General features: G+C 70.7%; 20 protein-coding genes and 2 pseudogenes. 11 read left to right on the top strand and 11 right to left on the bottom strand.

Annotated features, from left to right (window positions below):
• Positions 1-127 precede the first annotated feature (127 nt).
• Positions 128-3,961 carry a multifunctional oxoglutarate decarboxylase/oxoglutarate dehydrogenase thiamine pyrophosphate-binding subunit/dihydrolipoyllysine-residue succinyltransferase subunit gene (locus ACFYWI_RS00325; RefSeq protein ID WP_389223115.1) on the top strand — a complete coding sequence of 1,278 codons (3,834 nt, stop codon included), beginning with the start codon at positions 128-130 and terminating at the stop codon, positions 3,959-3,961.
• A gap of 125 nt (positions 3,962-4,086) precedes the next feature.
• Positions 4,087-4,269: a DUF6104 family protein gene (locus tag ACFYWI_RS00320; protein ID WP_003961784.1), complete on the top strand. Its 183-nt coding sequence runs from the start codon at positions 4,087-4,089 to the stop codon at positions 4,267-4,269.
• A gap of 110 nt (positions 4,270-4,379) precedes the next feature.
• Here ACFYWI_RS00320 and ACFYWI_RS00315 read toward each other — a convergent pair whose 3' ends face one another.
• Positions 4,380-5,177, bottom strand: a complete 798-nt coding sequence (locus ACFYWI_RS00315) for a hypothetical protein (protein WP_389223112.1) — start codon at positions 5,175-5,177, stop codon at positions 4,380-4,382.
• Between the two features lie 171 nt (positions 5,178-5,348).
• Between ACFYWI_RS00315 and ACFYWI_RS00310 the strand changes: the two genes are divergently transcribed.
• Positions 5,349-6,218: a DUF4097 domain-containing protein gene (locus ACFYWI_RS00310; protein ID WP_389223108.1), complete on the top strand. Its 870-nt coding sequence runs from the start codon at positions 5,349-5,351 to the stop codon at positions 6,216-6,218.
• Between the two features lies 1 nt (position 6,219).
• Positions 6,220-7,248 (top strand): helix-turn-helix transcriptional regulator, encoded by a 1,029-nt coding sequence (locus tag ACFYWI_RS00305; RefSeq protein ID WP_389223105.1) that lies wholly within the window; start codon positions 6,220-6,222, stop codon positions 7,246-7,248.
• A gap of 87 nt (positions 7,249-7,335) precedes the next feature.
• On the opposite strand, the pseudogene ACFYWI_RS00300 reads toward ACFYWI_RS00305, so the two are convergent.
• Together ACFYWI_RS00300 and ACFYWI_RS00295 are read right to left on the bottom strand one after the other, a co-directional pair.
• Positions 7,336-7,455: pseudogene (locus ACFYWI_RS00300) on the bottom strand (Clp protease N-terminal domain-containing protein); the annotation flags it as partial.
• A gap of 18 nt (positions 7,456-7,473) precedes the next feature.
• Complete coding sequence (locus ACFYWI_RS00295; protein WP_389223102.1) at positions 7,474-10,230, bottom strand: ABC transporter substrate-binding protein; 2,757 nt, start codon at positions 10,228-10,230, stop codon at positions 7,474-7,476.
• Positions 10,231-10,369: 139 nt separating this feature from the next.
• Here ACFYWI_RS00295 and ACFYWI_RS00290 point away from each other — a divergent pair, with 139 nt between their 5' ends.
• Positions 10,370-11,215 (top strand): MBL fold metallo-hydrolase, encoded by an 846-nt coding sequence (locus ACFYWI_RS00290; protein WP_389223099.1) that lies wholly within the window; start codon positions 10,370-10,372, stop codon positions 11,213-11,215.
• Here ACFYWI_RS00290 and ACFYWI_RS00285 read toward each other — a convergent pair.
• From ACFYWI_RS00285 to ACFYWI_RS00265, 5 genes and pseudogenes are all read right to left on the bottom strand, one after another.
• A pseudogene (locus tag ACFYWI_RS00285) lies at positions 11,193-12,585 on the bottom strand (glycoside hydrolase family 5 protein). The gene ACFYWI_RS00290 and the pseudogene ACFYWI_RS00285 sit on opposite strands and share 23 nt — an antisense overlap.
• A gap of 62 nt (positions 12,586-12,647) precedes the next feature.
• Positions 12,648-13,613, bottom strand: a complete 966-nt coding sequence (locus ACFYWI_RS00280; protein WP_389223096.1) for a zinc-binding dehydrogenase — start codon at positions 13,611-13,613, stop codon at positions 12,648-12,650.
• A gap of 92 nt (positions 13,614-13,705) precedes the next feature.
• Positions 13,706-15,271, bottom strand: a complete 1,566-nt coding sequence (locus ACFYWI_RS00275) for an alkaline phosphatase D family protein (RefSeq protein ID WP_389223093.1) — start codon at positions 15,269-15,271, stop codon at positions 13,706-13,708.
• On the bottom strand, positions 15,268-15,846 hold the full coding sequence (locus tag ACFYWI_RS00270) for a phosphoesterase (RefSeq protein ID WP_389223090.1): 579 nt from the start codon (positions 15,844-15,846) through the stop codon (positions 15,268-15,270). The genes ACFYWI_RS00275 and ACFYWI_RS00270 overlap by 4 nt, the downstream gene beginning before the upstream one ends.
• A gap of 883 nt (positions 15,847-16,729) precedes the next feature.
• Positions 16,730-17,944, bottom strand: coding sequence for an NADP-dependent malic enzyme (locus ACFYWI_RS00265; RefSeq protein WP_389223087.1), 1,215 nt, complete (start codon positions 17,942-17,944; stop codon positions 16,730-16,732).
• A 521-nt stretch (positions 17,945-18,465) separates the two neighbouring features.
• Between ACFYWI_RS00265 and ACFYWI_RS00260 the strand changes: the two genes are divergently transcribed.
• Genes ACFYWI_RS00260 through ACFYWI_RS00250 form a run of 3 tightly spaced genes read left to right on the top strand, consistent with a single transcriptional unit; the run spans position 18,466 to position 21,174 of the window.
• Positions 18,466-19,428: an ABC transporter substrate-binding protein gene (locus tag ACFYWI_RS00260; RefSeq protein WP_389223084.1), complete on the top strand. Its 963-nt coding sequence runs from the start codon at positions 18,466-18,468 to the stop codon at positions 19,426-19,428.
• A gap of 46 nt (positions 19,429-19,474) precedes the next feature.
• Positions 19,475-20,416 carry an amino acid ABC transporter permease gene (locus ACFYWI_RS00255; RefSeq protein WP_389223081.1) on the top strand — a complete coding sequence of 314 codons (942 nt, stop codon included), beginning with the start codon at positions 19,475-19,477 and terminating at the stop codon, positions 20,414-20,416.
• Positions 20,413-21,174 carry an amino acid ABC transporter ATP-binding protein gene (locus tag ACFYWI_RS00250; protein WP_389223078.1) on the top strand — a complete coding sequence of 254 codons (762 nt, stop codon included), beginning with the start codon at positions 20,413-20,415 and terminating at the stop codon, positions 21,172-21,174. Before ACFYWI_RS00255 ends, ACFYWI_RS00250 begins: the two co-directional genes overlap by 4 nt.
• A 76-nt stretch (positions 21,175-21,250) precedes the next feature.
• Here the strand turns inward: ACFYWI_RS00250 and ACFYWI_RS00245 are convergent, their stop codons facing one another.
• Positions 21,251-22,042, bottom strand: coding sequence for a class I SAM-dependent methyltransferase (locus ACFYWI_RS00245; protein ID WP_389223074.1), 792 nt, complete (start codon positions 22,040-22,042; stop codon positions 21,251-21,253).
• Positions 22,043-22,122: 80 nt separating this feature from the next.
• Here ACFYWI_RS00245 and ACFYWI_RS00240 point away from each other — a divergent pair, with 80 nt between their 5' ends.
• Positions 22,123-22,737 (top strand): CGNR zinc finger domain-containing protein, encoded by a 615-nt coding sequence (locus tag ACFYWI_RS00240; RefSeq protein ID WP_389223071.1) that lies wholly within the window; start codon positions 22,123-22,125, stop codon positions 22,735-22,737.
• Here ACFYWI_RS00240 and sodX read toward each other — a convergent pair.
• Entirely contained in the window at positions 22,656-23,081 is a 426-nt protein-coding gene (sodX, locus tag ACFYWI_RS00235; protein ID WP_389223068.1) for a nickel-type superoxide dismutase maturation protease, read from the bottom strand. The genes ACFYWI_RS00240 and sodX overlap by 82 nt on opposite strands.
• 153 nt (positions 23,082-23,234) lie before the next feature.
• Here sodX and sodN point away from each other — a divergent pair, with 153 nt between their 5' ends.
• Positions 23,235-23,630 carry a superoxide dismutase, Ni gene (gene sodN, locus ACFYWI_RS00230; protein ID WP_389223065.1) on the top strand — a complete coding sequence of 132 codons (396 nt, stop codon included), beginning with the start codon at positions 23,235-23,237 and terminating at the stop codon, positions 23,628-23,630.
• Between the two features lie 147 nt (positions 23,631-23,777).
• Positions 23,778-23,966, top strand: a complete 189-nt coding sequence (locus tag ACFYWI_RS00225; RefSeq protein ID WP_389223062.1) for a hypothetical protein — start codon at positions 23,778-23,780, stop codon at positions 23,964-23,966.
• A 443-nt stretch (positions 23,967-24,409) separates the two neighbouring features.
• Here ACFYWI_RS00225 and ACFYWI_RS00220 read toward each other — a convergent pair whose 3' ends face one another.
• The gene (locus ACFYWI_RS00220; protein ID WP_389223059.1) at positions 24,410-25,381 is read right to left on the bottom strand and encodes a LysR family transcriptional regulator; all 972 of its coding nucleotides are present in this window, start codon (positions 25,379-25,381) and stop codon (positions 24,410-24,412) included.
• Positions 25,382-25,426: the final 45 nt, after the last annotated feature.

The following is a 25,426-nucleotide window of genomic DNA, read 5'->3' as shown; positions in this document are numbered from 1 at the left end:
CGAAACCCGCCTTCCGGTGTGACTTGCGCGACGATGAGCCGCCCCGCCTGCACCTCCCGGCCAGGGAGGCGTAGCCTTTATTTCCGCTGTCCATCACCTTGTGAAGCGGAAGAGGGCGGTTGCCGCCGTGTCGTCTCAGTCCCCCAGTAATTCGAGCACCTCCACCGACCAAGGCGGGCAGGGTCACAACCCTGCCGCCGCGTTCGGGCCCAATGAGTGGCTCGTCGACGAGATCTACCAGCAGTACCTCCAGGACCCGAATTCGGTCGACCGTGCCTGGTGGGACTTCTTCGCCGACTACAAGCCGGGTACCTCCGGCACGGCGGACAAGCCCGCGACCGGTACCGCAGCCGCGGGGGCTGCGGTGACCTCTGCCCCGGCCACCGACGCTCAGGCGCAGCCCGCGGCACCGGCGCAGCCGGCGCCTCCTGCCGCCGCACCCTCGCAGGCCGCCGCACCGGCCCAGGCCCCCGCGAAGCCCGCGGCGGCGGCCCCGGCCCCGGCGAAGTCGGCTCCGGCCCCGAAGCCCGCCCCTCAGCCGGCCACGGTCACCGAGGCTCCCGCCGGCCCCGAGTTCGTGACGCTGCGCGGCCCCGCCGCCGCGGTCGCGAAGAACATGAACGCCTCGCTGGAGCTGCCCACGGCCACGTCCGTGCGCGCCGTCCCGGTGAAGCTGCTCTTCGACAACCGCATCGTCATCAACAACCACCTCAAGCGCGCCCGGGGCGGGAAGATCTCCTTCACCCACCTCATCGGGTACGCGATGGTGCAGGCCATCAAGGCCATGCCGTCGATGAACTACTCCTTCGCGGAGAAGGACGGCAAGCCGACCCTGGTCAAGCCCGACCACATCAACTTCGGTCTGGCCATCGACCTGGTGAAGCCCAGCGGCGAGCGCCAGCTGGTCGTCGCGGGCATCAAGAAGGCCGAGACGCTGAACTTCTTCGAGTTCTGGCAGGCCTACGAGGACATCGTCCGCCGCGCCCGCAACAACAAGCTGACGATGGACGACTTCACCGGCGTCACCGTCTCGCTGACCAACCCCGGCGGCCTCGGCACCGTCCACTCCGTGCCGCGGCTGATGCCCGGACAGTCGGTCATCATGGGCGTCGGCTCGATGGACTACCCCGCCGAGTTCCAGGGCACCTCCCAGGACACCCTGAACAAGCTGGGCATCTCCAAGGTCATGACGCTGACCTCGACGTACGACCACCGGGTCATCCAGGGTGCCGCGTCGGGCGAGTTCCTGCGGATCGTCGCCAACTACCTCCTCGGCGAGGAGAACTTCTACGACGAGATCTTCGAGTCGCTGCGCATCCCCTACGAGCCCGTCCGCTGGCTCAAGGACATCGACGCCTCGCACGACGACGACGTCACCAAGGCCGCGCGCGTCTTCGAGCTGATCCACTCCTACCGGGTCCGCGGCCATGTCATGGCCGACACCGACCCGCTGGAGTACCGCCAGCGCAAGCACCCCGACCTCGACATCACCGAGCACGGGCTCACCCTGTGGGACCTCGAGCGCGAGTTCGCGGTCGGCGGTTTCGCCGGCAAGTCGATGATGAAGCTGCGCGACATCCTGGGCGTGCTGCGTGAGTCGTACTGCCGCACCACCGGCATCGAGTTCATGCACATCCAGGACCCGAAGCAGCGCAAGTGGCTGCAGGACCGGGTCGAACGCGCCCACACCAAGCCGGAGCGCGAGGAGCAGCTGCGCATCCTGCGCCGGCTGAACGCGGCGGAAGCCTTCGAGACCTTCCTGCAGACCAAGTACGTCGGTCAGAAGCGCTTCTCGCTGGAGGGCGGCGAGTCCGTCATCCCGCTGCTCGACGCGGTCATCGACTCGGCCGCCGAGTCGCGCCTGGACGAGGTCGTCATCGGTATGGCCCACCGCGGCCGTCTGAACGTCCTCGCGAACATCGTGGGCAAGTCGTACGCGCAGATCTTCCGCGAGTTCGAGGGCAACCTCGACCCGAAGTCGATGCACGGCTCCGGCGACGTGAAGTACCACCTGGGCGCCGAAGGCACCTTCACGGGCCTCGACGGCGAGCAGATCAAGGTCTCGCTGGTCGCCAACCCCTCCCACCTGGAGGCCGTCGACCCCGTCCTCGAGGGTGTCGCCCGCGCCAAGCAGGACGTCATCAACAAGGGCGGCACGGACTTCACCGTCCTGCCGGTCGCCCTGCACGGTGACGCGGCCTTCGCCGGCCAGGGTGTGGTCGCCGAGACGCTGAACATGTCGCAGCTGCGCGGATACCGCACCGGCGGCACGGTCCACATCGTCATCAACAACCAGGTCGGCTTCACCGCCGCCCCGGAGTCGTCGCGTTCGTCGATGTACGCGACCGACGTGGCCCGCATGATCGAGGCGCCGATCTTCCATGTGAACGGTGACGACCCGGAGGCCGTGGTCCGCGTCGCGCGGCTCGCCTTCGAGTTCCGCCAGGCGTTCAACAAGGACGTCGTGATCGACCTCATCTGCTACCGCCGCCGCGGTCACAACGAGGGCGACAACCCGCAGTTCACCAACCCGCAGATGTACAACCTGATCGACAAGAAGCGTTCGGTGCGCAAGCTGTACACCGAGTCGCTGATCGGTCGCGGCGACATCACGCTGGAAGAGGCGGAGCAGGCGCTCCAGGACTTCCAGGGCCAGCTGGAGAAGGTCTTCGCGGAGGTCCGCGAGGCCACCAGCCTCCCGGCCCCGACCCATGTCCCGGACGCCCAGCCCGAGTTCCCGGTGAGCGTCACCACCGCGGTCTCCCAGGAGGTCGTCAAGCGGATCGCCGAGTCCCAGGTCAACATCCCCGACCACGTCACCGTCCACCCGCGTCTGCTGCCGCAGCTGCAGCGCCGCGCGGCCTCGGTCGAGGACGGCACGATCGACTGGGGCATGGGCGAGACCCTGGCCATCGGCTCGCTGCTGATGGAAGGCACCCCCGTCCGGCTGTCCGGCCAGGACACCCGCCGCGGTACGTTCGGCCAGCGCCACGCGGTGCTGGTGGACCAGGAGACCGGCGAGGACTACACCCCGCTGCTCTACCTGACCGAGGACCAGGCCCGCTTCAACGTCTACGACTCGCTGCTGAGCGAGTACGCGGCGATGGGCTTCGAGTACGGCTACTCCCTGGCCCGCGCGGACGCGCTGGTCATGTGGGAGGCCCAGTTCGGTGACTTCGTCAACGGCGCGCAGACCGTCGTCGACGAGTTCATCTCCTCGGCCGAGCAGAAGTGGGGCCAGCACTCCGGCGTCACGCTGCTGCTGCCGCACGGCTACGAGGGCCAGGGCCCGGACCATTCGTCCGCCCGCCCCGAGCGGTTCCTCCAGATGTGCGCGCAGGACAACATGACGGTCGCCATGCCGACCCTGCCGTCGAACTACTTCCACCTGCTGCGCTGGCAGGTGCACAACCCGCACCACAAGCCGCTCATCGTCTTCACCCCGAAGTCGATGCTGCGTCTGAAGGCCGCGGCGTCGAAGGCGGAGGAGTTCACCACCGGTGGCTTCCGCCCGGTCATCGGCGACACGGCGGTCGATTCGGGCGTGGTCGACCCGGCCGCGATCCGCAAGGTCGTCTTCGTTTCCGGCAAGTTCTACTACGACCTGGACGCGGAGCGTAAGAAGCGCGGTTCGACGGACCCCGCGGCCGCCACCACGGCGATCATCCGCCTCGAGCGCCTGTACCCGCTGCCGGGTGCGGAGCTCCAGGCCGAGATCGCCAAGTTCCCGAACGCCGAGAAGTACCTGTGGGCCCAGGAGGAGCCGGCGAACCAGGGTGCCTGGCCGTTCATCGCCCTCAACCTGATCGACCACCTGGACCTGGCCGTCGGTGCGGACATCCCGCACGGCGAGCGCCTGCGCCGCATCTCGCGTCCGCACGGCTCGTCCCCGGCGGTGGGCTCCAAGAAGCGCCACGAGCAGGAGCAGGAGCAGCTGGTCAACGAGGTCTTCGAGGCCTGACCGGACTGCTGTCCGCACCTACGAAGGGCCTGGCTCCGCATCATGCGGGGCCGGGCCCTTCGGCCGCCTACGCTGGTGGGAGCCCACCGGCACGCATCATCGGAAGCAGGAGCAGGAGCACCCCGTTGTACTTCACCGATCGCGGCATCGAGGAGCTGGAGAAGCGGCGCGGCGAGGAGGAGGTCACCTTCGAGTGGCTCGCCGAGCAGCTGCGTACGTTCGTCGACCTCAATCCGGACTTCGAGGTTCCGGTCGAGCGGCTGGCCACGTGGCTGGCGCGCCTCGACGACGAGGACGAGGACGAGTAACCGGGGGACGGCCACCCGGGTGGCCCCGGAATCGGTCCGGATGTCCGGGCCGGTCTCCCTGTGGACGGGCCGGGCGGAGTCCCTGGGCCGCATCCTGCCGTACGGCAGGTTCAGCGCCTCAGGCGCTCGTAGCCCAGCCCCAGCAGCCCGTGCGCGATCAGCAGCACCCCCGCCGCCGTCCAGCCACCGCTGCGGCGGCCCAGGCCCCAGGCGGCCAGCGGGAGTCCGGCCGCGAGTTGCGCCGCGCCCAGCACCTGGGCCCGGCGGCCGCGGAGCCAAGGGCCGAGGGGCCCTTCCTCGACCGCGTCGAGTTCGGCCCGTACCGTGTCGCGCCACCCCGACCACTCGATGGTCTGCGCCTCCTGGGCATGGGCGACCGAGCGCAGCCGGTCGGCCGGTTCGCCGGGGGTGATGCCGGTGGGCAGGGTGAGGCCCGTGCGGCTGAGGACGGCGGTCAGACCGAGCAGCCGGGCCCGCGCGTCCGACTCGGGGTCGGGCCGTGTGAGCGGCTCCAGGTCCTGGATGTCCAGGACGGGGTCGAGCGCCAGGCGGGCGGCGAAGGTGCGCATCGCCTCGTCCTCGCCGACGGGGGTGCCGTCGGCGAGCCAGATGTAGCCGACGGTCCGGCGGAACCCGGACGCGAGGGTGAACCCGGCGTGGTCGCCGTCCCACCACAGGGCGAGTACGGGCCAGGTCACCCCGACAGCCATCGCATGCGCCCAGCCGGCGAGCACGACATCGACCGGCTCGCCGTCGTGGAGCCAGGGTTTGCCCTCCGGGACGAGCACGCTCCACCCTTCGCCGGCCGGGACGAGGAGCTGCCTCTCGCGCAGCAGATGGGCCGGGGTCCGTACCGCCGCGGGGTCGGCCCGGCACAGCAGCAGCGCTCCTACGGATGTCGCGTTCATGCCCCCACGCTAGGGCAATTCATCCCGTAATGACCCCCCGTGAGAAGCATGGGCCGCTCGCTGCGCGATCACGCGTCCGTCTCACGCTTGACATCCGACAACCGCGATATATCGTGTTGTTCACAAGACGCGATATGTTGCGTCGCGAGCCGGCCTGGGGAGGTCAGCACCATGGCAGAGACGACATGGGAAGTCGCTGAGCCGAAGAAGCTCACCTTCGACGACCCGGTCAGCGCGCTCAATGTGCGCATCGTCAACGGAACGGTCAACGTCATGGGCACCGACGAAGGTTCCGCCCGCCTGGAGGTCTCCGAGATCGACGGACCGCCGCTGATCGTGACGAGGAGCGGCTCCACCCTCACCGTCGCCTATGAGGACCTGCCGTGGAAGGGCTTCCTCAAGTGGCTGGACCGCAAGGGCTGGCACCGCAGCGCCGTGGTCTCCCTGGCCGTCCCGGCGGGCTCGGCCGTCGAGGTCGGAGTCGTCGGCGCGGCAGCGGTCGTCTCCGGCATCAAGGGCCCCACGACGGTCCGGGGTGTCAGTGGTGACACCACCCTCGTCGGCCTCTCGGGACCGGTCCGCGCCGACACCGTCTCCGGGAATCTGGAGGCCCAGTCGGTCACCGGCGAACTGCGCTACAACTCCGTCTCCGGAGATCTGACCGTGATCGAGGGCTCCGGCACCGCTGTGCGGGCCGACTCCGTCAGCGGCGACATGGTCATCGACCTCGACCCGGCCGGCGAGCCCACGGACATCCGGCTGACCACCGTCTCCGGCGAGGTCGCCATCCGGCTGCCGCACCCGGCGGACGCACGGGTCGAGGCGAACACCGCGAGCGGCGCGGTGTCCAACGCCTTCGAGGATCTGCGCGTCAGCGGCCAGTGGGGCGCGAAGCAGATCACGGGCACGCTCGGCGACGGCACGGGCACCCTCAGGGCGACGACCGTCTCCGGCTCCATCGCGCTGCTGCGCAGGCCGTCGGCGGACGACGATCCGTACGAGGACGTGCCCGCCGACGCCCCGACCGGGAAGGTGCTCTGACATGCCCCCCGTCTTCGCCCACGGCCGGCTCCGGCTCTATCTGCTGAAGCTGCTCGACGAGGCACCGCGCCACGGCTACGAGGTGATCCGCCTCCTGGAGGAGCGTTTCCAGGGCCTGTACGCGCCGAGCGCCGGCACCGTCTACCCGAGGCTGGCCAAGCTGGAGGCCGAGGGCCTGGTCACCCACGCCACCGAGGGCGGCCGCAAGGTCTACTCGATCACCGACGCGGGCCGCGCCGAACTGGCCGGACGCAGCGGCGAACTGGCCGACCTGGAGCTGGAGATCCGTGAGTCGGTCTCGGAGCTGGCCGCCGAGATACGCGACGACGTGCGCGGCGCGGCGGGAAAGCTGCGCAGCGAGATGCGCGCGGCGGCGACCCGGACCCGCGAGGCGTCCGGCAGCGGCAAGGGGCAGGACAGCAGCGAAGGGGAGTCCGGCTTCGGAGACTTCGGGAACGTCGGGGATTTCGGGGACGCCGGCGACAAGGAGTCGTGGCGGGCCGCGAAGGAGGAACTGCGCCGCGCCAAGCAGGAGTGGAAGGAGCAGGCGCGCCGTGCGAAGGACGAGTCCCGGCGGGCCCGCGAGGACGCCCAGCGGGCGCGCCGCCAGGCCAAGGAGGCCCAGGACCAGGCCCAGGAGGAGCTGCAGCGCGTCGCCAGGCAGGTCCAGGACAAGGTGCAGGACCACTTCGCGCGGGGCGACTGGCCGACCGGGCTGCGCGAGGGACTGGCCGAGATCACCAAGGAGTTCGGCCGCTTCACCAAGTCCGGGGCGGGTCCGAAGCCCGAACCGGTGGTGGTCGTGGAGCCGTCCGGCGCGGAGGCGCCGCCTGAGCCGGATTGGGCCGAGGAGGAGCCGTCGCAGAACCCGGCACGCGACCTGGACCGCCTGCTCGACCGGTTCCGCGACGACATCCGCGACGCCGCCCGCGACCACGGGGTGACGGACGCCCAGCTCCGCGATGCCCGCCGCCATCTGTCGACGGCCGCAGCCCATATCGGCGCGCTGCTGCGGAGCCCCAAGGAGTAGTGGACGCGTGGACCGGACGGCCGGTCCACGCGGGGGCTCAGCCCGCCGGCGCCGCCCCCCGTCCGCGGTACCGAACAGAGCCCGCTCCACCGTCGTGTACGTCGCCCCGTGGTCGGCCAGCGCCTCGGCCACCACGCCCGGGCGGGCCGTGAGCGCCAGCAGGATGTGCTCGGCGCCGACGACGCGGTCGCGCCGGCCCACCGCGATCCGCAGCGCCTTCTCCTGTCAACCTTCCCGACGTTCTTGTCCGGGACAGGGGTACTTCCGCGAACCCCATGTACGGCGCACGTCGTCCTCCGCCACCATCCCGCACAGCAGCACCGTCGAGGTGCCCTCCGCGCCCGCGCGCTCGACCGCTATCAGCTTCTCCTCCGTGACCCTGCCGCCGCCCGAGGCCGCGTGCGCGTCGATCCGCCCGGTGGCCCCGTTGAAGCCCCCGCCGCCGAGTCCCTGATAGAGCACCGCCTGCAGCAGCGCCCGGTCGAGACGCTCGTGGTGGCCGCCGGTGCCCCGCCATGCCTGATCGACGCCCTCCGACAGGTAGCGCATCGCGTCCCAGGCGAGCGCCACATGGGCGTCCTGCTGCATTGCGCCCGTACGGGTGCCGTGGTCCTCCGCGAAGGCATGGCCGTACCGCGCGAGGAAGGTCGCCGCCTCGGGGCTGTCCTTGGCGAGTGTCGGGGCCCGGCCGTGTGAGACGTAATGGAGCGTGAGCCCGGGGAAGATCTCCCACGGACGGTGCTCCTCCGTGAGCGCGTTCGTGACATCGTCGCCGCCGAGCACGCTCAGCTTCGGGCAGTTGCCCGCATCGCGCGCCAACTCTCTCAGGAACAGCTGGAAGTGACTCCCCCGCCCCGCCCACACCACAGCCGTGTGCGGCTCCTTCGCCACCGCCCGGCAGACCTCGCGCGCCAGGTCGGCAACGGTCTGGACCGAAGGCCCGGTCGGACCGCCCGGCACCGGAGAGGGCTCGGGCGCGTCCTTCGGTGTGTAGAGGAGCATGTCGGTGCGCTTGTCGCCGTAGGCGGCGCGGAAGGCTGTCGAGAGGCTCGCGCTGTACGCGTCCGAGGGATCGGCGATCAGGCGCACCCGCACCGCCCGCTTGCCACCCACCATCGGCTCGTGCCGGGCGAACGCCGCCATCACCTCGCCGGCCCGGGTGTCGGTCGGCGCGGTCTGGTAGTAGTGCTCGCCCTGGCGGAGCAGCTCGTCGGCGGTGCCCGAGGTGCCGACCATCGGGAGGCCCGCCTCGTCGAAGATGCGCATCGCCTCGTACGTGGTGCGACGGCTCTGTCCGAAGCCGAGTACTCCGACGATCGAGCGGTCCCGCTCGGCGAGTTCGACGATCCGGCGGGCCACGGCCGGCGCATCGTTGAACCGGTCTCCCGCGTTCGCTGCGAGCACCCGCAGCGGCACCCGCTCCCCGGAACCCAGCGCGTCCTCGTTCACGAACCCCTGGGCGACCGCGATGCCGCGCAGCTCGGCGAGGGTACCGCCGCGCACCGGATCCTCGGCGTCGTCGCCGCCGCTGAGCGGACCGAAGTAGACGACGGTACGGGCGCGCGGCCGCGGGTCGTCGTCGTCCCTGCCCGAAAGCGTCTTCTCCACCGTCGCGTTCTGATCCTCGATGAGCTTCAGTACGTCCTGCACGGCCTTGTCGCTCTGCGGGGTACCCTCCGTGACGCCGACGCACTGCCCGTCCGTGCCGAGGAAGGTGGAGCCGAGGCAAGGATCGGGATCGTCCGTGGAGAACGGCATCCCGACGACCAGCCCTGCGGTCAGCGCGAGGGCGAGCACCCCCGCACCGAACACCCCGGCCGCCTCTGCCCCGGGCCCCCAGCGCGGCGCGGGCGGGGCGAGCGTCGGCCAGCGACCCAGCCAGTACGTGGCGGCCTGGTCGTCCTCCGCCCCCTCGGCGACCGGCACCACCATCCCCGAGGGCCGCCCCGGCGGGGTGCCGCGCTGTGCGATGTTGGCCAGCTCGGCCCCGGCGGCGGACAGGCCGGGGACCTCGATGTCAGGGATTCGGCTGGCAAGGGTGCGTATCCCGGCGGCCACCGCCACCACCGACGTGCATCTCATGTCCTCCATGGCGGCGCGCAGTTCGCGCAGGAACCGCTGGACGCGCGACTCGGCCGGGCCCGCCTCCTCCACCAGGAGTACGAAACGGCTGACCCGCCGGCGGCGCCACGGGTCGAACAGCCGTTTGCGGCTAGCGGCCTCGAGGTCGGCGAGCAGCGCGTGCACCAGGATCCGGTCGAGCTGCTCGGGGTCGCCCTCGGGGCCGCCTCCCACAAGGTCGAGTGCCGAGCGGAAGAAGTCGCTGGGCGGGGTGCCCTGCTGCTGGCGCACCCACTCCGCGTACCAGCGGCGGCCTCCCGCGCGGCCCAGCATCCGGCGGTTGGCACGCCGGCCGTACAGCGCGCGCGGCAGCCGCTGGAACAGCGGGCCCGCAATGAAGTTCCACAGCAGTTCGAGCAGAGTGCCGCCGCTGGCCTGGTCGCGGCCGCCCAGCCACCACAGGCCGCGCGCGAGCGCCGACACCTCCCGGTGCTCGGCGTAGCAGTGATCACGCAGTTCCCCGGGGCGGCGCTCCATCAGGCCCCCGGCGGCGGGCGCGGTGACAACGGCGCGCAGCAGGCGGTACGCCGGCAGCCGTAGCCGTCCGGTGCCGGACGGCATGGTCTCGTCGAGCTGGAAGGTGATCTGCTCGAACAGATCGAGTGACGCCGCTGCCGGGTCCTCGGGTGCGGCGGGCAGCCAGGCGTGCGGGGCGAGCTGCCCCTCGCGGCCGCGTAACCGGGAGCGCAGCCCGGCGGCGATCCGGCGCCCCGCCTGTCCGTCGCCCGGCTCGCTCAGAAGCACCACCGGGACCCGGCTGCGGCTGCGCCGCGGCTGCACGACGAGCTTGTCGAAGGCGTCGACGAAACGCTCGACTCCTGGATAGGCCGGAATCCGGCTGTGCGGTTCCCCCGTTGACACAATCGCCCCTCCCCCTTCACGTGCGGTCACGTGAGTGTCAAGGGTCGTGCCCCGCCCGGACGCCGCGCAACCGTCCTGCGCGCCGTCCGGGCCTCCGCCGGCCCGACGCGGGCGCACGCCCGGGGCGTACGGTGTCGACGTGATCGACTTTCGCACGGACGCACCTGTCTCCGGCTCCCTCGACGTCCAGTGGCATGCCGGCCGGCCCTCCCCCGGGCACGACCCCGCACCCCGGATCCAGGTCCACGCGTACTCCGAACACACCCTGATCCTGCGGCAGAACAAATCCGTCCACTTCGAAGCGCCCTTTCTCTTCCTGCTCTTCGGCAATGAACGCGCCCTGCTGCTGGACACCGGAGCCACGCCCGATCCGGCGGATCTGCCGCTGCGCTCCACCGTCGACGCGCTGATCGAGCAGTGGCTCGCCCGCCACCCCCGTGACGAGTACGGGCTGGTCGTCGCCCACACGCACGGCCATGGCGACCACATCGCGGGGGACGCTCAGTTCGCGGACCGCCCGCTGACCGAGGTCGTCGGGCCGTCGCTCGACGCGGTGACGGCGTTCTTCGGCTTCGAGCAGTGGCCGCTGCGGCCCGCCGAACTGGATCTCGGCGGGCGCGTGCTGGACCTGCTGCCGGGCCCCGGGCACCAGGGCGCCGCGGTCGTCTTCCACGACCGGCACACCGGCCTGCTGCTGACCGGCGACTCGCTCTATCCCGGCCGGCTGTACGTCGAGGACCTGGCCGCCTTCACCGCCACCGTCGACCGGTTGCTGACGTTCTGCGCGGCGAACCCGGTGACGCACGTCCTCGGCTGCCACATCGAGATGACCCGCACCCCGGACGTCGACTATCCGCGCGGCACGACCCATCAGCCGGACGAACCGCCGCTCCAGCTGACGGCCGGCCACCTGCGCCGCCTGCGCGACGCCCTCGAACGGCACCAGGGCCCGTGCGGGGACTTCATCGTCGTGTACGGGGAGTGACGAGGACCGTGACCCGCGCGCCGGGCCGTGCGTACACGCGCGCCACGCCCGCCCGGTCCGCAGGGAACGCTCGGGTGGAGGTCCAGGCGGGCCCCGTCACCTCGATGCGCCGGCCGCCTCCGCCCGGCGGGACGGAGATCTCGGTCGTCCCCGGACTCCTCGACGCCCGGTACTCCAGCCGGTAGTTCCCGCTCGCCGCGTCGTAGGCCGCGGCGAGGACGGACCTGTCCCGCCACGGCCGGGGCGTACGGGGCGGCGGTCTGTTCCTTGTTCGTACGAAAGCGCCCCTTCTCGTCGACCGCGCAGTACCCGCCGCCGTAGCACCAGACGTAGCCCGCCCAGCCGGAGCTGTACCGGTTCAGGGACGTCAGTGCCTCGCGGTAGAAGCGGCCCATGTTCGGCAGGGAGTTGTTCAGCGGACCCCACTCCCCCACCACGACCGGTACGCGGTACCTCTTCGGGTAGGCGGTGACGGCGGCCTCGTACGACTCGACCCAGCCCGCCGAGGGGTCGTAGTCCGCGCCCGCCTCCATCGCCGCGTTGTAGAAATGCGGCGCGTAGACGACCTTCGGGTCCTTGATCCTGCCGAGTCCGGCGGGGACGCCCTCCCCGACGATCGGTGTCGGCTCGACGAAGACCCAGTTGCTGTCGTCGACCGAACGGACTGCGTCCGCAAGGCGGTTGTACATCGGCGTCAGCTGGTCGCCCTCGATGCGCCGGGCTGCCGTCGGCAGGTCCTCGCCCTCCCGCAGCTCCCCCATGGGCTCGTTGATCAGGTCGTAGCCGAGCACCGCCGGATGGTCCGCGAACCGGTCGGCGAGCACGCGCCACATCCGTGCCTGCGCGCGCCGCAGGTCCGGGTCCTCGTAGAGGTGGGTGAAGGCGCGCTGCACAGCGGGCTCGAAGTATTCGGCGAACCAGTCGTCGGGATGCGGCGTGAAGGGCAGGCCGTCGGTCCGGGTGGCCCACTCCGGGATGCCTCGATGCCCGAAGACGGGCCCGAAGACGTCCTGGTGGGCGTCGATGAGCACCTGGACGTCGTGCTTCCGCGCCCAGTCGAGGACACGCTCGACCTTGCGGAGATACGCCTCGCTGTAACGGCCGCGGACCGGTTCGATGTCGTCCCAGAAGACCAGCAGGCGTGCCAGGTTGAAGCCCTGGGCCCTCATGTCGCGAAAGTGCCGCTCCGTAATGGCGGACAGGGCCTGTTCACCGCGGTGGATCTTGTCCTCGACGTTCCAGCCGCGCAGGGTGAGGACGCGGCCGCGGTCGTCGGTCAGCCGGGGTACGTCCCCTTCCCCGCCGTCCGCGTGGGCTGTGCCCGCGCAGAGCACGACGCAGCTCGTGAGCACGGCGAGAGAGCGGTACATGGGCAACCTCCGGCACGGTCGACGACGGTGCCGGAGATCCCATCAGCGCATCTGACGGTCCATCAAGGGTTCGTCAGGACAATCTTTCCGAACAGATCGCCCGCCGCCATCTTCTCGAAGCCCTCCCGGGCGCGGTCCAGCGGCAGCACGTCGTCGATCACCGGTCGCACGCCCGTCGCCGCGCAGAACGAGAGCAGATCCTCCAGCTCGTCCTTCGAGCCCATCGTCGAGCCGACGACCTTCAGCTCCAGGAAGAAGATCCGGGTGAGCTCGGCGTGCGAAGGACGGTCGCCGCTCGTGGCTCCCGAGATCACCAGGGTGCCGCCGGGCCGCAGCGACTTGACCGAATGCGACCAGGTGGCCGCGCCGACGGTCTCGATGACGGCATCCACGCGCCGCGGCAGCCGCGCGCCCGGCTCGTACGCCTCCTCGGCACCCAGCTCGAGGGCGCGCTTACGCTTGGCCTCGTCGCGGCTGGTCGCGTACACCCGCAGGCCGGCCGCCTTGCCGAGCACGATCGCGGCGGTGGCGACGCCGCCGCCCGCGCCCTGCACCAGCACCGAGTCACCCGGCCGCACCCCGGCGTTGGTGAAGAGCATCCGGTACGCGGTCAGCCATGCCGTCGGGAGGCACGCGGCCTGCTCGAAAGTGAGCTCCTTCGGCTTCGGCAGGACGTTCCAGGCCGGTACGGTCACCTGTTCGGCGAACGTGCCCTGGTAGCGCTCGGTGAGGATGGAACGCGGCTCGTTCGGGCCGACTCCGTGGCCGCTCTGGCCGATCACGGAGTGGATGACCACGTCGTTGCCGTCGGCGTCGACGCCCGCGGCGTCGCAGCCCAGGATCATCGGCAGCTTGTCCTCGGAGAGGCCCACCCCACGCAGCGACCAGAGGTCGTGGTGGTTGAGGGAAGCGGCCTTGACGGTCACGGTCGTCCAGCCGGGACGGACCTCGGGGGCCGGGCGTTCCCCCAGCTCGAGGCCGTTCAGCGGCTGGTCACGGTCGATACGGGCGGCGTAGGCGGCGAACATGACCTTGACGATAGGGCGGGCCGGTGCGCGGCGGAACCGCGCACCGGTGTGACGCGCACTGCCTTTTTCGGACCTGGTCCCGACTTGAGGACCTAGTCCCGGCGCCACTGGGCAGGCGAGTTCTTCGTCGCCGGGTCCTCGTACGAGCCGGCTGTCCCGCGGTCCACATGGAACGTGGTGAGGGTGGTCACGGGCGAGAGAGGGTCGCGGCGGTCGGCGATCACCCGCATGTGCGCGCTGAAGCGCTCCGGGGTGACCTCATACACGTCGTAGCCGTAGCGATTGCCCTCGAAGTACTTCAGATGCGGGTTGGCCCGGCCCATGAGCGGGCCGTTGGTCCTGTTCCAGTCCGCGGAGTAGGCCCCCGACGTGACGGAGTGCGCGGTGAACTCCGTACCGACGAGGGGGGACGACGTGTCGTCGAAGTCCGTCCTGATGTCGTCGACGAAGGCGGAGTGCCAGTCGCCGGTGATGACGACCAGGTCCTCGAGACCGCTGCGGTGCACGTGGTTCAGCACCTCCCCCCGCTCGGTGAGGAAGCCGTCCCACTGGTCGGTGAACATGTACGAGCCGCCCGGCCGGCCGCGCAGCTGACTGAGCATGATCGAGTTGGCCCAGACGTGCCAGGAGTCGGGGGCGCGGTCGATGCCCCGCGTGAGCCAGGACTTCTGGTCGGCGCCGAGGATCGTGCCGTCGGGGAGGTTCTGCGCCGAGCGGTACGACCGCAGGTCGAGCACGGTCAGCTCCAGCAGGCTGCCCCAGCGGCGGACCCGGTGGATCTCTGGGTCGGGCAGGGCGGAGGTGCCGCTGTCGCGGTGCGGCATGTTCTCGTACCAGGCCTGGTAGGCGGCAGCCCGGCGCTGCATGAACGGGGCGCCGCCGCCCGTACCGGAGTAGTCGTTGGCGACCTCGTGGTCGTCCCAGGTGAGGAACCAGGGGTGGGCCGCGTGCGCCTCGCGCAGGGAGGCGTCCCCCTTGTAGAGGGCGTGGCGGCGGCGGTAGTCGGCGACGGTGAAGACAGCCGGGCCCTCGTGGTCACGTACGTGGTCGGCCGGGACGCCGCCGACCTGGCCGTGTTCGTAGATGTAGTCGCCGAGGTGCACGACGAAGTCGACGTCCTCGCTGGCGATGCCGCGGTGGGCGGCGTAGAAACCGTCGTGGAATGCCTGGCAGTTGGCGGCGGCGAAGCGGACGCGGGGGATGTCCGCGACAGGTGCGGTCCTGGTCCGGCCGATACGGCTGGTCTTCCCCAGCGCCTTGAAGGCGTACCAGTAGCGGGTGCCCGAGCGCAGTCCGGAGACCGGGACATGCACGCTGTGGCCGAGCGTGTCGGAGGCGGGGGCGGTGCCGCGGGCGACGACGCGCCGCAGCTGGGGGTCGGTGGCGACGACCCAGTCGACCTCGACGATCTCGGGCAGGTTCTGCTCGGTCGCGAGCGGCTCGGGCGCGAGGCGGGTCCACAGTAGGACGCTGCTGGGCTGCGGGTCACCGGAGGCGACGCCGAGGGTGAACGGCGCGGGGTCGTAGTCGGCGCCGAGAGCTTCGGCGGCCTCGCGGGCCTGCGCGGGCGAGAGCCCGGCGCTCAACGGCCAGAGCAGGTTGAGGGCACCGGCCGCACCGGCGGCCTTGAGCAGATCCCGTCGGTTGAGCCTGGTCACTTGTGTCCCCCTGTGGCCGTCAGGCTGAGCGAAATGGCGTCGGCGTACCCGTCGTTGGAGGTCCCGCCTCCGCTTCGGGTGAAGACGAGGAGCAGGCGTGCGGTGCGTGCGCCGGGCGGTACGGCGGCGGATGCCGTGCGCTCGACGAGGCCGGTGCGCGCGCCGCGTTCGGCGGCGGTCACGGGGCCGAGCACGCTGAGGGCGACGGGTGTCCCCTTCGCGTCGCGGAACTCCACGGACAGGCGGACGCCGTCCTCCTGTGCGGCGTATCCCCCGAGCCAGGCGCCGAGGCCGTACCGGACCTGCCCCGCGTCGACGGCGGCCGAGCCAGTGACTCCGGCGGCGGGCAGGGCGATGTCCTGTATCAGGGTGGTGCGAGGTGAATTGCCGCCGCTGAAGAACCGGCTGCCACGCTGAGCGGGCCCCGGATCGGCTGCGGTCGGATAACCGCCGCCCAGCGCGTATCCGACGAGCGCGGGCGCCCCTTGCCGGACGACCCATCCGACGACGGCACCGACGGGTTCGGCGGTACCGCCGGGCCCGCTCTCGGCGTCACCGTTGACGACCAGATTCACAAGTGCCTCCTGTGGGGTGCGTGTTGGCGCGGAGCATCACAGCAGTGCGAGATGAACCTGGGAAGGCGCCCACCGGAACAGCGGAACGAAACAGGCCAAGGGCGGGGGGCAGCGGTGTCCCGTCCGGGCTTGCCGGTCGGAGCGGGCATGCCCCGGGCAGGGCACCGGGCCCGGCGTACGAAGGCCGGGAGCGTGGCGGGCCTGGACGGGGCATGTGTCGGTAAGGTGCCGGAGCCCAGCAGACAGCCAGGCAAGGCCCGGAGGTCCCACCGACCGGAAGGCCGAGCCGCCGGAGGCCGGGAGCCGGCCGGACGGCCCGGACCGACAGATGCCGGTCGAGGAGCCGGGCGGACGAGCCCGGACACGTGCCTGGAAAAGCATCCTGGGCCCAGCAGGCCGACGGGCGACCGCCGGAGGCGGGACGGGCAAGGCGCCCTGCCGGCCCGCGTGACCGGCCGCCACCGGAAGCCCGGCGGCGGCCGGACGGGCGGACGCCAATGTGCCGGACGTGGCGCCAGGAGTCCGGCGGACCGGACGGGCCCCGGCCTGTGCCGGGCAAAGGCACCCGGAAGGCCCACAGGTCGGACGGACCACCACCGGAAGCCCGCCAGGCCGGACGGGATGTACCGGGCAGTCACCGGGGCCGGCGGGCCGGACGAGGCGCTGCGCCGTGTAGCCGGACGGGCCGTCAGAGGCGGGGCGGCCGCGCGCCCCTCCGCGGCGGGGCCCGCCCACCCGGCAAGGTCGAGGCACCCGGCCCAGCAGGGACGCCGCGTTCACCCGGACGGCCCAACGCGGCCCGCGCAGTCCGGGGGAACGGGAACGGGCCGCGTCGTACCCCGGCCGGGGTACGACGCGGCCCGTTCGCCGCGCATGTGCTACATCAGCGCCGCGCCACACCCTCCGCACGCGCGGCCGCCGCGACCGCCGCCGTGACCGCCGGGGCGACCCGCTCGTCGAACGGCGACGGGATCACGTAGTCGGCCGCGAGCGCGTCACCGACCACGTCCGCCAGCGCGTTCGCCGCCGCGATCTTCATGCCCTCGGTGATCCGGGAGGCCCGGACCTGGAGCGCGCCCGCAAAAATCCCGGGGAAGGCCAGAACGTTGTTGATCTGGTTCGGGTAGTCGGAGCGGCCCGTGGCCACGACCGCCGCGTACTTGTGCGCGACGTCGGGGTGGACCTCCGGGTTCGGGTTGGCCATGGCGAACACGAACGCACCCGGCGCCATCGACGCGACGGCCTCCTCGGGCACCGTGCCGCCGGAGACGCCGATGAAGACGTCCGCGCCGGCCAGGGCGGTCTCCAGCGAGCCGGAGAGCCCGGCCCGGTTGGTGATCTCGGCGAGCTCGCGCTTGACCGGGGTCAGGTCCTCGCGGTCGCGGCTGACGATGCCCTTGCGGTCGGCGACCGCAACGTCGCCGAGGCCGGCCTCGAGCAGGAACTTCGCGATGGCCACACCCGCCGCACCGGCTCCGGAGATGACACCGCGCAGGTCCCCGAGGCCGCGCCCGGTCAGCTTCGCGGCGTTGCGCAGGGCGGCGAGGGTGACGACGGCCGTGCCGTGCTGGTCGTCGTGGAAGACGGGGATGTCGAGGCGCTCCTGGAGCTTGCGCTCGATCTCGAAGCACCGCGGGGCCGAGATGTCCTCGAGGTTCACGCCACCGAAGGAGGGGGCGAGACGCACGACTGTCTCGACGATCTCGTCGGTGTCGGTGGTGGCAAGGGCGATCGGGACCGCGTCCACGCCGCCGAACTGCTTGAAGAGGATCGCCTTCCCCTCCATGACCGGAAGCGACGCCTCCGGCCCGATGTCGCCCAGACCGAGCACCGCGGTCCCGTCCGTGACGACCGCGACGACCTGGGACTTCCAGGTGTAATCGTGGACGAGCTCGGGCTGTTCCGCGATCGCGGTGCACACCTTGGCGACGCCGGGTGTGTACGCGAGGGACAGGTCGTCCTTGTCGCGCAGCGGCACGGTGGCCTGGATGGCCATCTTGCCGCCGCGGTGCAGCGCGAAGGCCGGATCGAAGGGCTCTTCGGGAGCACTCTCCGTACCCGTACTGTCGCTGCGAGGATTGACGATCTCCGCTGCCATTGGTTGACCCCTTAAGTCTTCATCAGTTGAGGGTGGCCACTCCTGGTTGAGGAGGGGTGGGCGGGCACCGCGTCCGTGCCCTGTCTCAGCGGTTGGCCCGCCTGACAGGGGGAGGTACGTACGCGCGGGCGCGCCGCACACGCGCCCTGAGCCCCGGATGAGGGGTGTAAACGTCCTTCTTACCGGACCGACACCGACCCCGACGAGTCGTTATCGGGTCGGTGACGCGACTCATAGCCGCAAACCGGGGCGAGCCAGCCAGGTGCTGCCAAGGCAGCACAGACGGCGACACGCACAGAAGATCTTCCGGTCGGAAGACGCCATTCCAGTGAAAGGTCCGGCCTTGATGTACCGGCCCGCTGGGGTTCGGGGGTGACCCGTTACCCGATTTTGACATGCGCGCCCCCCTGAATGGGCTAGTCCGAATGGCAAGATGCCGGAAACACACAAGGTCGCGACACTCGAAGATGAGTACACGACCCCTGGTACATCCCCCTCTCACCCGCCGGAGGACCCCGATCATGACCGCACGCATCACTCGTCGTACGACCGCAGCCAGGTCCCGGATCGCCGCGGTCGGCGCTGTCGCGGTCGTCGGTGCCCTGACGCTCACCGCCTGCGGTGACCAGACCGCGAACGGCAGCAAGGAGCAGGGCGCCGCCACTTCCGCCGCTCCGCTCGCCGACAAGCTGCCGAAGTCGATCCGCGACGCCGGCGTCGTCAAGGTCGGCTCGGACATCGCGTACCCGCCGGTCGAGTTCAAGGACGGCTCCGGCAAGGTCGTCGGTATCGACCCGGACATCGCGGACGCCCTGGGCAAGCAGCTCGGCGTGAAGTTCCAGTTCGAGAACGGCACCTTCGACACCCTGATCACGGGTCTGCGCTCGAAGCGCTACGACATCGCCATGTCGGCTATGACGGACACCAAGGACCGCCAGGAGGGCGTGGACTCCGAGACCGGGAAGAAGGTCGGCGAGGGCGTCGACTTCGTCGACTACTTCACCGCCGGCGTCTCGATCTACACCAAGAAGGGCGACGACAAGGGCATCAAGTCCTGGTCCGACCTGTGTGGCAAGAAGATCGTCCTGCAGCGCGGCACGGTCTCCGAGGACCTCGCCAAGGCCGAGAACAAGAAGTGCCTGGAGGCCAAGAAGGGCAAGATCACGATCGAGGCCTTCGACAACGACCAGCAGGCCCAGACCCGCCTGCGGGCAGGTGGCGCGGATGCCGGCTCCTCCGACTTCCCGGTCGCGGCGTACGCCGTGAAGACCTCCGGCGGCGGCAAGGACTTCCAGATCGTCGGTGAGCAGGTCGAGGCGGCGCCGTACGGCATTGCGGTGGCCAAATCCAACACGCAGCTGCGCGACGCGCTCCAGGCCGCTCTCGACGCGATCATCAAGAACGGCGAGTACGAGAAGATCATCTCCAAGTGGGGCGTCGACGCCGGCGCGGTGACCGAGGCCAAGATCAACGGCGGCTCCTGACCTCGGTCGGGATCTGACTCGGCACTGAAGCACTGAAAGGCTCCACGTGACTGTCGACATCGAAAAGACGGGTCCGGAGGACGCACCGACGCCGCCGTCCGGACCGGAAGCCATCAAGGCCATTCCGGTCCGGCACTACGGCCGGTACGTCTCCGCCGTCGTCGCGATCGCCCTGTTTGCGGCGATCGTCTATGCCTTCGCGCAAGGCAAGATCAACTGGGATGCGATCCCCGAGTACTTCTTCGACCCACGCATCCTCGACGGCGTCGGCAACACGCTGCTGCTGACGGTGCTGTCGATGGCGATCGGCATCATCGGCGGCATCCTCCTGGCCGTCATGCGTCTGTCGAAGAACCCGGTGACCTCCTCCATCGCCTGGTTCTACATCTGGTTCTTCCGCGGTACCCCGGTCCTGGTCCAGCTCATCGTCTGGTTCAACCTCGGCCTCGTCTTCGAGTACATCAACCTCGGCCCCTTCTACAGGGACGAGTGGTCCGACTTCATGACGCCGCTTCTGACGGCGCTGCTCGGACTGGGCCTCAACGAGGCCGCTTACATGGCCGAGATCTGCCGGGCCGGCCTGCTCTCCGTCGACGAGGGCCAGACCGAGGCCTCCCACGCCCTGGGCATGAGCCACACCAAGACCCTGCGCCGGGTGGTCATCCCGCAGGCGATGCGCGTCATCGTTCCCCCCACGGGCAACGAAGTCATCAACATGCTCAAGACCACGTCGCTGGTGTCGGTGGTCCAGTTCTCCGAACTGTTCCGCCAGGCCCAGGACATCGGTCAGACCTCCGGTGCACCGGTGGAGATGCTGTTCCTGGCCGCCGCCTGGTACCTGATCCTCACCTCGATCCTCAGCGTGGGCCAGTACTACCTGGAGCGGTACTACGCCCGCGGCTCCAGCCGCAGCTTGCCGCCCACCCCGCTGCAGAAGATCAAGTCCAGCGTGTTCTCGCTGCGCCGCCCGAAGGGAGTGACGGCATGACCGCCATGGTGAAGGCCGAAGGCGTCCACAAGTCCTTCGGCCCCATCGAGGTCCTCAAGGGCATCGACCTCGAAGTCGCCCCCCGCGAGGTGTTCTGTCTCATCGGGCCCTCGGGCTCCGGCAAGTCGACCTTCCTGCGGTGCATCAACCACCTCGAGAAGATCAACGCCGGCCGGCTCTCCGTCGACGGCGATCTCGTCGGCTACCGGCAGAAGGGCGACAAGCTCTACGAGCTCAAGGACAGCGAGGTCGCCCGCAAGCGCCGCGACATCGGCATGGTCTTCCAGCGCTTCAACCTCTTCCCGCACATGACGGCCCTCGAAAACGTCATGGAGGCACCGATCCAGGTGCGCGGCGAGGCGAAGGCCGTGGCACGTGCGCGTGCCGAGCGACTGCTGGACCGGGTGGGCCTGGCCGACAAGGCGAGGAACTACCCCTCCCAGCTCTCCGGCGGCCAGCAGCAGCGCGTCGCCATCGCCCGTGCGCTGGCGATGGAGCCGAAGCTGATGCTGTTCGACGAGCCGACCTCGGCCCTCGACCCGGAGCTGGTGGGTGATGTCCTCGACGTCATGCGCGGCCTCGCCGAGGACGGCATGACGATGATCGTCGTCACGCACGAGATGGGCTTCGCGCGCGAGGTCGGCGACGCGCTGGTGTTCATGGACGACGGTGTGGTGGTCGAGTCGGGCCATCCGCGCGACGTCCTGGGGAACCCCCAGCACGAGCGCACCAAGGCGTTCCTGTCGAAGGTGCTGTAGCAGCGAGCGCGTGGCATCGGGCGCGTGACATGCGGAAGGGGCGGTACGGACCAGGGGTCCGTACCGCCCCTTCGGCCTACTTCAGGGCGAGCACCAGCGCGTCGGACGGCGAGGACCACACCGTGCGCGCCTCGTCGAAGCCCGCCTCGCGCAGGGTCCGCGCGTGCCACTCGGTGGACGGGGTGTCCCTGTCGGCGTGCTCCCCGTAGATCCGGAACCGCTCGGCCGTGGGCCCGGCCAGCTCCGGGTCCTGGGCGGCCAGCTCCCACCAGTCCGCCCAGTCGAGCGCTCCCGCGGCGCGGGCGCGGTCCATGGCGGCGTGGCGGTGGGCCCGTTCGGCGGCGTTGACGCGGGGCGTGGACCCGTCCTTCATGTGGTCGGCGTTCATGAACACACCGCCGTCCCTCACGAGCGTCGCGACCTGGCCGTACAGCGTCGTCAGCGGCTCGCTGTGCAGCCAGTGCAGAGCGGTCGCGGTGAGCACGGCGTCGTACGAGGTGTGCGGCAGCGCGGCCGGCCACGCGGGGTCCAGGAGGTCTGCGGTGACGAAGGAGACGCGTTCGTCGCCGGCGAAGTAGCCCCGGGCGATGGTCAACAGCGCGGGGTCGAGATCAACCCCCGTGCTGGTGGCGTTCGGGAACCGCCGCAGCAGCCGGTCCGTGATACTTCCCGTACCGCAGGCCAGATCCAGCACCCTCGGTTCGGCGCCGACCGTGGCCTCGACCATGTCCAGCATCACCCGGAACCGCTCCTCGCGGTCGGGCATGTACCACTCCTGCTGCCGGTCCCAGCTCTCCTGCCAGGCCCGCCAGTCGGTGTCCGTGCCCGTTCCGGTCGCCGCTCCCGTACTCGTCCCTGTCTCCACCACCGGAAACCTCCCGTCCGTAATACCCTCGAAGCAGACCCAGCTGTTACGTCGACAGTAGAACGTCGCGGTAAGGACTACAAGTGGAACTGGCCTATTACTCGGACTACGCCGTACGTCTGGTCAACACCGAGGAACCGGCTCGCGGCAAGGACTCCCTCACCTCGGTCGAGGCCGTCCGCGAGCTCTTCGGCGCGTCCTCCCAGGCCGCGCGCCGTGCCAACGACTCGGACGTCACCCGCTTCCGGTCCGTGCGGAGCCGGCTGCGCGCGGTCTTCACCGCCGCCGACGCCGGCGAGGAGACGCAGGCGGTGGACCTGCTGAACTCGCTGCTGCTGGAGTTCCCGGTCAGCCCGCAGATCTCCGGCCACGACCACCGGGACGAGGACGGCCGCCCCAAGTGGCACATGCACCTCGCCGACCACCCCTCCAACGCGACAGCCGGATACGCCGCGATCGCCGCGATGGGCCTCGCCTTCCATCTCACGGAGTACGGCGTCGACCGGCTCGGCCTGTGCGAGGCGGCACCCTGCCGCAACGCCTACCTCGACACCTCCACCAACCGCTCCCGCCGCTACTGCTCGGACCGCTGCGCGACCCGCGCCAATGTGGCGGCCTACCGCGCCCGCAAGCGCCTGGAGACCGAGCGGTCGGCGAGCACGAGCCGTACGGCGGAGAGCACCCAGGACGCCACATAGGCGGGCGTGCGCCGGCGCCCCGGCAGCATCGGCCGGTACCGCGCCCGCACCCGCGCCAGCACCAGTTCATCGGGTACGGCGCCGAAGGAGCGGCTGTCCACGACCTCGTCGTCCTGGTTGTCCCCCAGCACCCACCAGCCGCCGTCGCGCCGTCCGACCAGGCGCTTGACGATGAGCAGGTCCTGCTGGAGCGGATGGCGCAGCAGCGCCACGTCCCCGGCCCGCAACTCGGCCCCGTAGTGCACCAGCAGCTGGTCCCGGTGCCGCAGCCGGGGATACATGGAACGCCCGGTCGCCTCGACGAGCCCGAACAGTCCCGTCGGCTCCCGCCCCTGCTCCGCCATCAGCCACCACCTCCGGGTCGCACCGTATGTTCCGCCACCGGTCCCATACTGGCCCTGGACTTTTGACCTAGGCGCAAGGGGGCACCCGCGAAAACACGTCTCTCACGGAGTAATGTCCCACCTGAGAAGACGATCACGAGGAAGGACAGCTCAATGCTCTCCCGCCTGTTTGCCCCCAAGGTGAAGGCCAGCATGCACTGCGACCTCCCCTGCGGTGTCTACGACCCGGCCCAGGCCCGTATCGAGGCCGAGTCGGTCAAGGCCGTCCAGGAGAAGTTCCAGGCCAACGAGGACCCGCACTTCCGGGCCCGCGCGACAGTCATCAAGGAGCAGCGTGCGGAGCTCGCCAAGCACCACATCTCGGTGCTCTGGAGCGACTACTTCAAGCCCCCGCACTTCGAGAAGTACCCCGAGCTGCACCAGTTGGTCAACGACGCACTGAAGGCCCTCTCGGCCGCGAAGGCGTCGACGGACCCGGCCACGGGGCAGAAGGCTCTGGACTACATCGCCCAGATCGACAAGATCTTCTGGGAGACCAAGAAGGCCTGAGCGCCTACGCGTCCGCACCCGGACCGCAGCCTGCCGAAAACGGCGGGAGTTCGCGGTCCGGGTGCGTTCTTTTGCCCGGCCGCAGGGGCGGGACGTGAGGGATGGCGCACGAGGAGGGGTGCTCGTGGTCATTCAGGTGCCAGTGTTGTGCTGCCCGAACGGGCGGAGCGGCCCTTCTGGATCGACGGTGGTGTTCTGCGCACCGAGCCTGTTGCGCATGCGGAGTCGGTCGCCGACGGCGGGTGGCTGTTGCCGGGGCTGGTCGACGTGCACAACCATCCGGGCACAGAGTCGCACGACATCCCGTTGCCGACGAGGCGTTGCGCCGGCACCTGATCGGTCACCGCGATGCCGGGGTGCTTCTGATACGCACGCCGGGCCGCCGCGCCCATAGGGCACGCTGCTCCTCGCGCACCGGGGAGCTCGTCCTCGCGGATGTCCCGTCCCACGCCGGGAAAGAACCGGCCCGGTGTCGCCAGCCAGCGCCCGGGCGGACCGCACGCGGGGGAGCTCCACGGCGTCGGCCACCCAACGGGGGAGCGGACACCCACGCGTGAGTCCTGGCTGGTGCGCGCCGGCGTCCCCGCCGAGGCAGCGGTCGGGGCCGCCTCGTGGACGGCCCGGTCGTGGCTCGGCCAGCCCGGACCGGTGGAGGGTGCGCCCGCCGATCTCGTCGCGTTCGACACCGACCCGACGCTGGATCCCGGGGCACTGGCACATCCCGCCGGATCATCCTGCGCGGGCGGGTCATCGCCCGATACCGGTCCTCGGGCGCCCGATCACGCGCACCGTGAGGCGGGCGCGTCCAGCAGCGGGCTCTTGTGGCTGGTCAGCCACTGGCGGTACGCCCCTGCCCGCAGCGCCGCCTCGTGGTAGGCCGCCGCCAGGTCCGCGTACACGGCCTCGTAGAGCTCCGTGCGCGCCTCGGGTCTGTGGAAGAGCAGCAGCCGTACGGCCAAGGGGTCGTCGCGCAGCGGGCGGATCGCGATGTCGTCGCGCGCGAGCGAGGTCGGCTGGCAGGGGGCCACCGCCTCTGCGACCGCGATCAGGGAGGCCGCGGTGTGGTAGTCCCCGTGCAGAACGGGAGGGTTGATCCCGGCCGCCCCCAGTACGCGGCGCAGCCCCTCCCATTCGCCGTCCACCGTCGGGTCGACCATCCAGCGGTCCTGCGCCAGGTCGGCGAGTTCCACGACGGGCGCCGCTGCGGCCGGGTGGTCGCGGGCCATGGCGATGAACTGCGGCTCGCGCTCCACCAGTACGCGTACCCCGAGGCCGTCCGGCACCAGCAGCCGGCAGCCCTCCACCTCGTGCACAAAGGCGACATCGAGCTGGCCGGCGGCGACCATCCGCAGCAGCGCGTTGGCGGACACGTCCACATGGAGCGAGATGTCGGTACCGGACAGCCGCTGCCGCAGCCGGCGCAGCCAGCCCGCGAGGGCGCGGCTCGCTGTCGAGCCGATCCGTAACCGCTGTCCGCCGTCGCGGGCCGCCGCCGCCTTGGCCTCGACGATCAGTGCGGCCATCCCTGCAACCAGCGGGCGGGCCAGGCTCAGTACGGAGCGGCCCAGCGGTGTCGGCCGGCAGCCGGTGCGCTCACGCGAGAAGAGCTCCGCGCCCAGGGAGTTCTCGATCCTGCGGAGTTGCGTCGTCAGGGACGGCTGACTCACTCCCAGCTGCCGGGCCGCTTTGTGCAGGCTGCCGGTGTCGGCAATGGCACACAGTGCACGCAGGTGCCTCACCTCGAGCTCCATGAACCGAGCGTAGAGCGACCCCAACTGTCACACCAGACACCGTAG

It is taken from the genome of Streptomyces sp. NPDC002889 (assembly GCF_042888425.1).
Classification (GTDB): Bacteria; Actinomycetota; Actinomycetes; order Streptomycetales; family Streptomycetaceae; genus Streptomyces.
Note: the sequence above shows the minus strand (reverse complement) of the source record. Positions and strands in the feature narration are given on the sequence as shown.

Bases quoted from the DNA above. Each gene is read 5' to 3' on its own strand.
- ACFYWI_RS00315 (WP_389223112.1), bottom strand. From the start codon at position 5,177: ATGAACGCGACATCCGTAGGAGCGCTGCTGCTGTGCCGGGCCGACCCC.
- ACFYWI_RS00310 (WP_389223108.1), top strand. From the start codon at position 5,349: ATGGCAGAGACGACATGGGAAGTCGCTGAGCCGAAGAAGCTCACCTTC.
- ACFYWI_RS00305 (WP_389223105.1), top strand. From the start codon at position 6,220: ATGCCCCCCGTCTTCGCCCACGGCCGGCTCCGGCTCTATCTGCTGAAG.
- ACFYWI_RS00280 (WP_389223096.1), bottom strand. From the start codon at position 13,613: ATGTTCGCCGCCTACGCCGCCCGTATCGACCGTGACCAGCCGCTGAAC.
- ACFYWI_RS00265 (WP_389223087.1), bottom strand. From the start codon at position 17,944: ATGGCAGCGGAGATCGTCAATCCTCGCAGCGACAGTACGGGTACGGAG.
- ACFYWI_RS00260 (WP_389223084.1), top strand. From the start codon at position 18,466: ATGACCGCACGCATCACTCGTCGTACGACCGCAGCCAGGTCCCGGATC.
- ACFYWI_RS00250 (WP_389223078.1), top strand. From the start codon at position 20,413: ATGACCGCCATGGTGAAGGCCGAAGGCGTCCACAAGTCCTTCGGCCCC.
- sodX (WP_389223068.1), bottom strand. From the start codon at position 23,081: ATGGCGGAGCAGGGGCGGGAGCCGACGGGACTGTTCGGGCTCGTCGAG.
- sodN (WP_389223065.1), top strand. From the start codon at position 23,235: ATGCTCTCCCGCCTGTTTGCCCCCAAGGTGAAGGCCAGCATGCACTGC.
- ACFYWI_RS00220 (WP_389223059.1), bottom strand. From the start codon at position 25,381: ATGGAGCTCGAGGTGAGGCACCTGCGTGCACTGTGTGCCATTGCCGAC.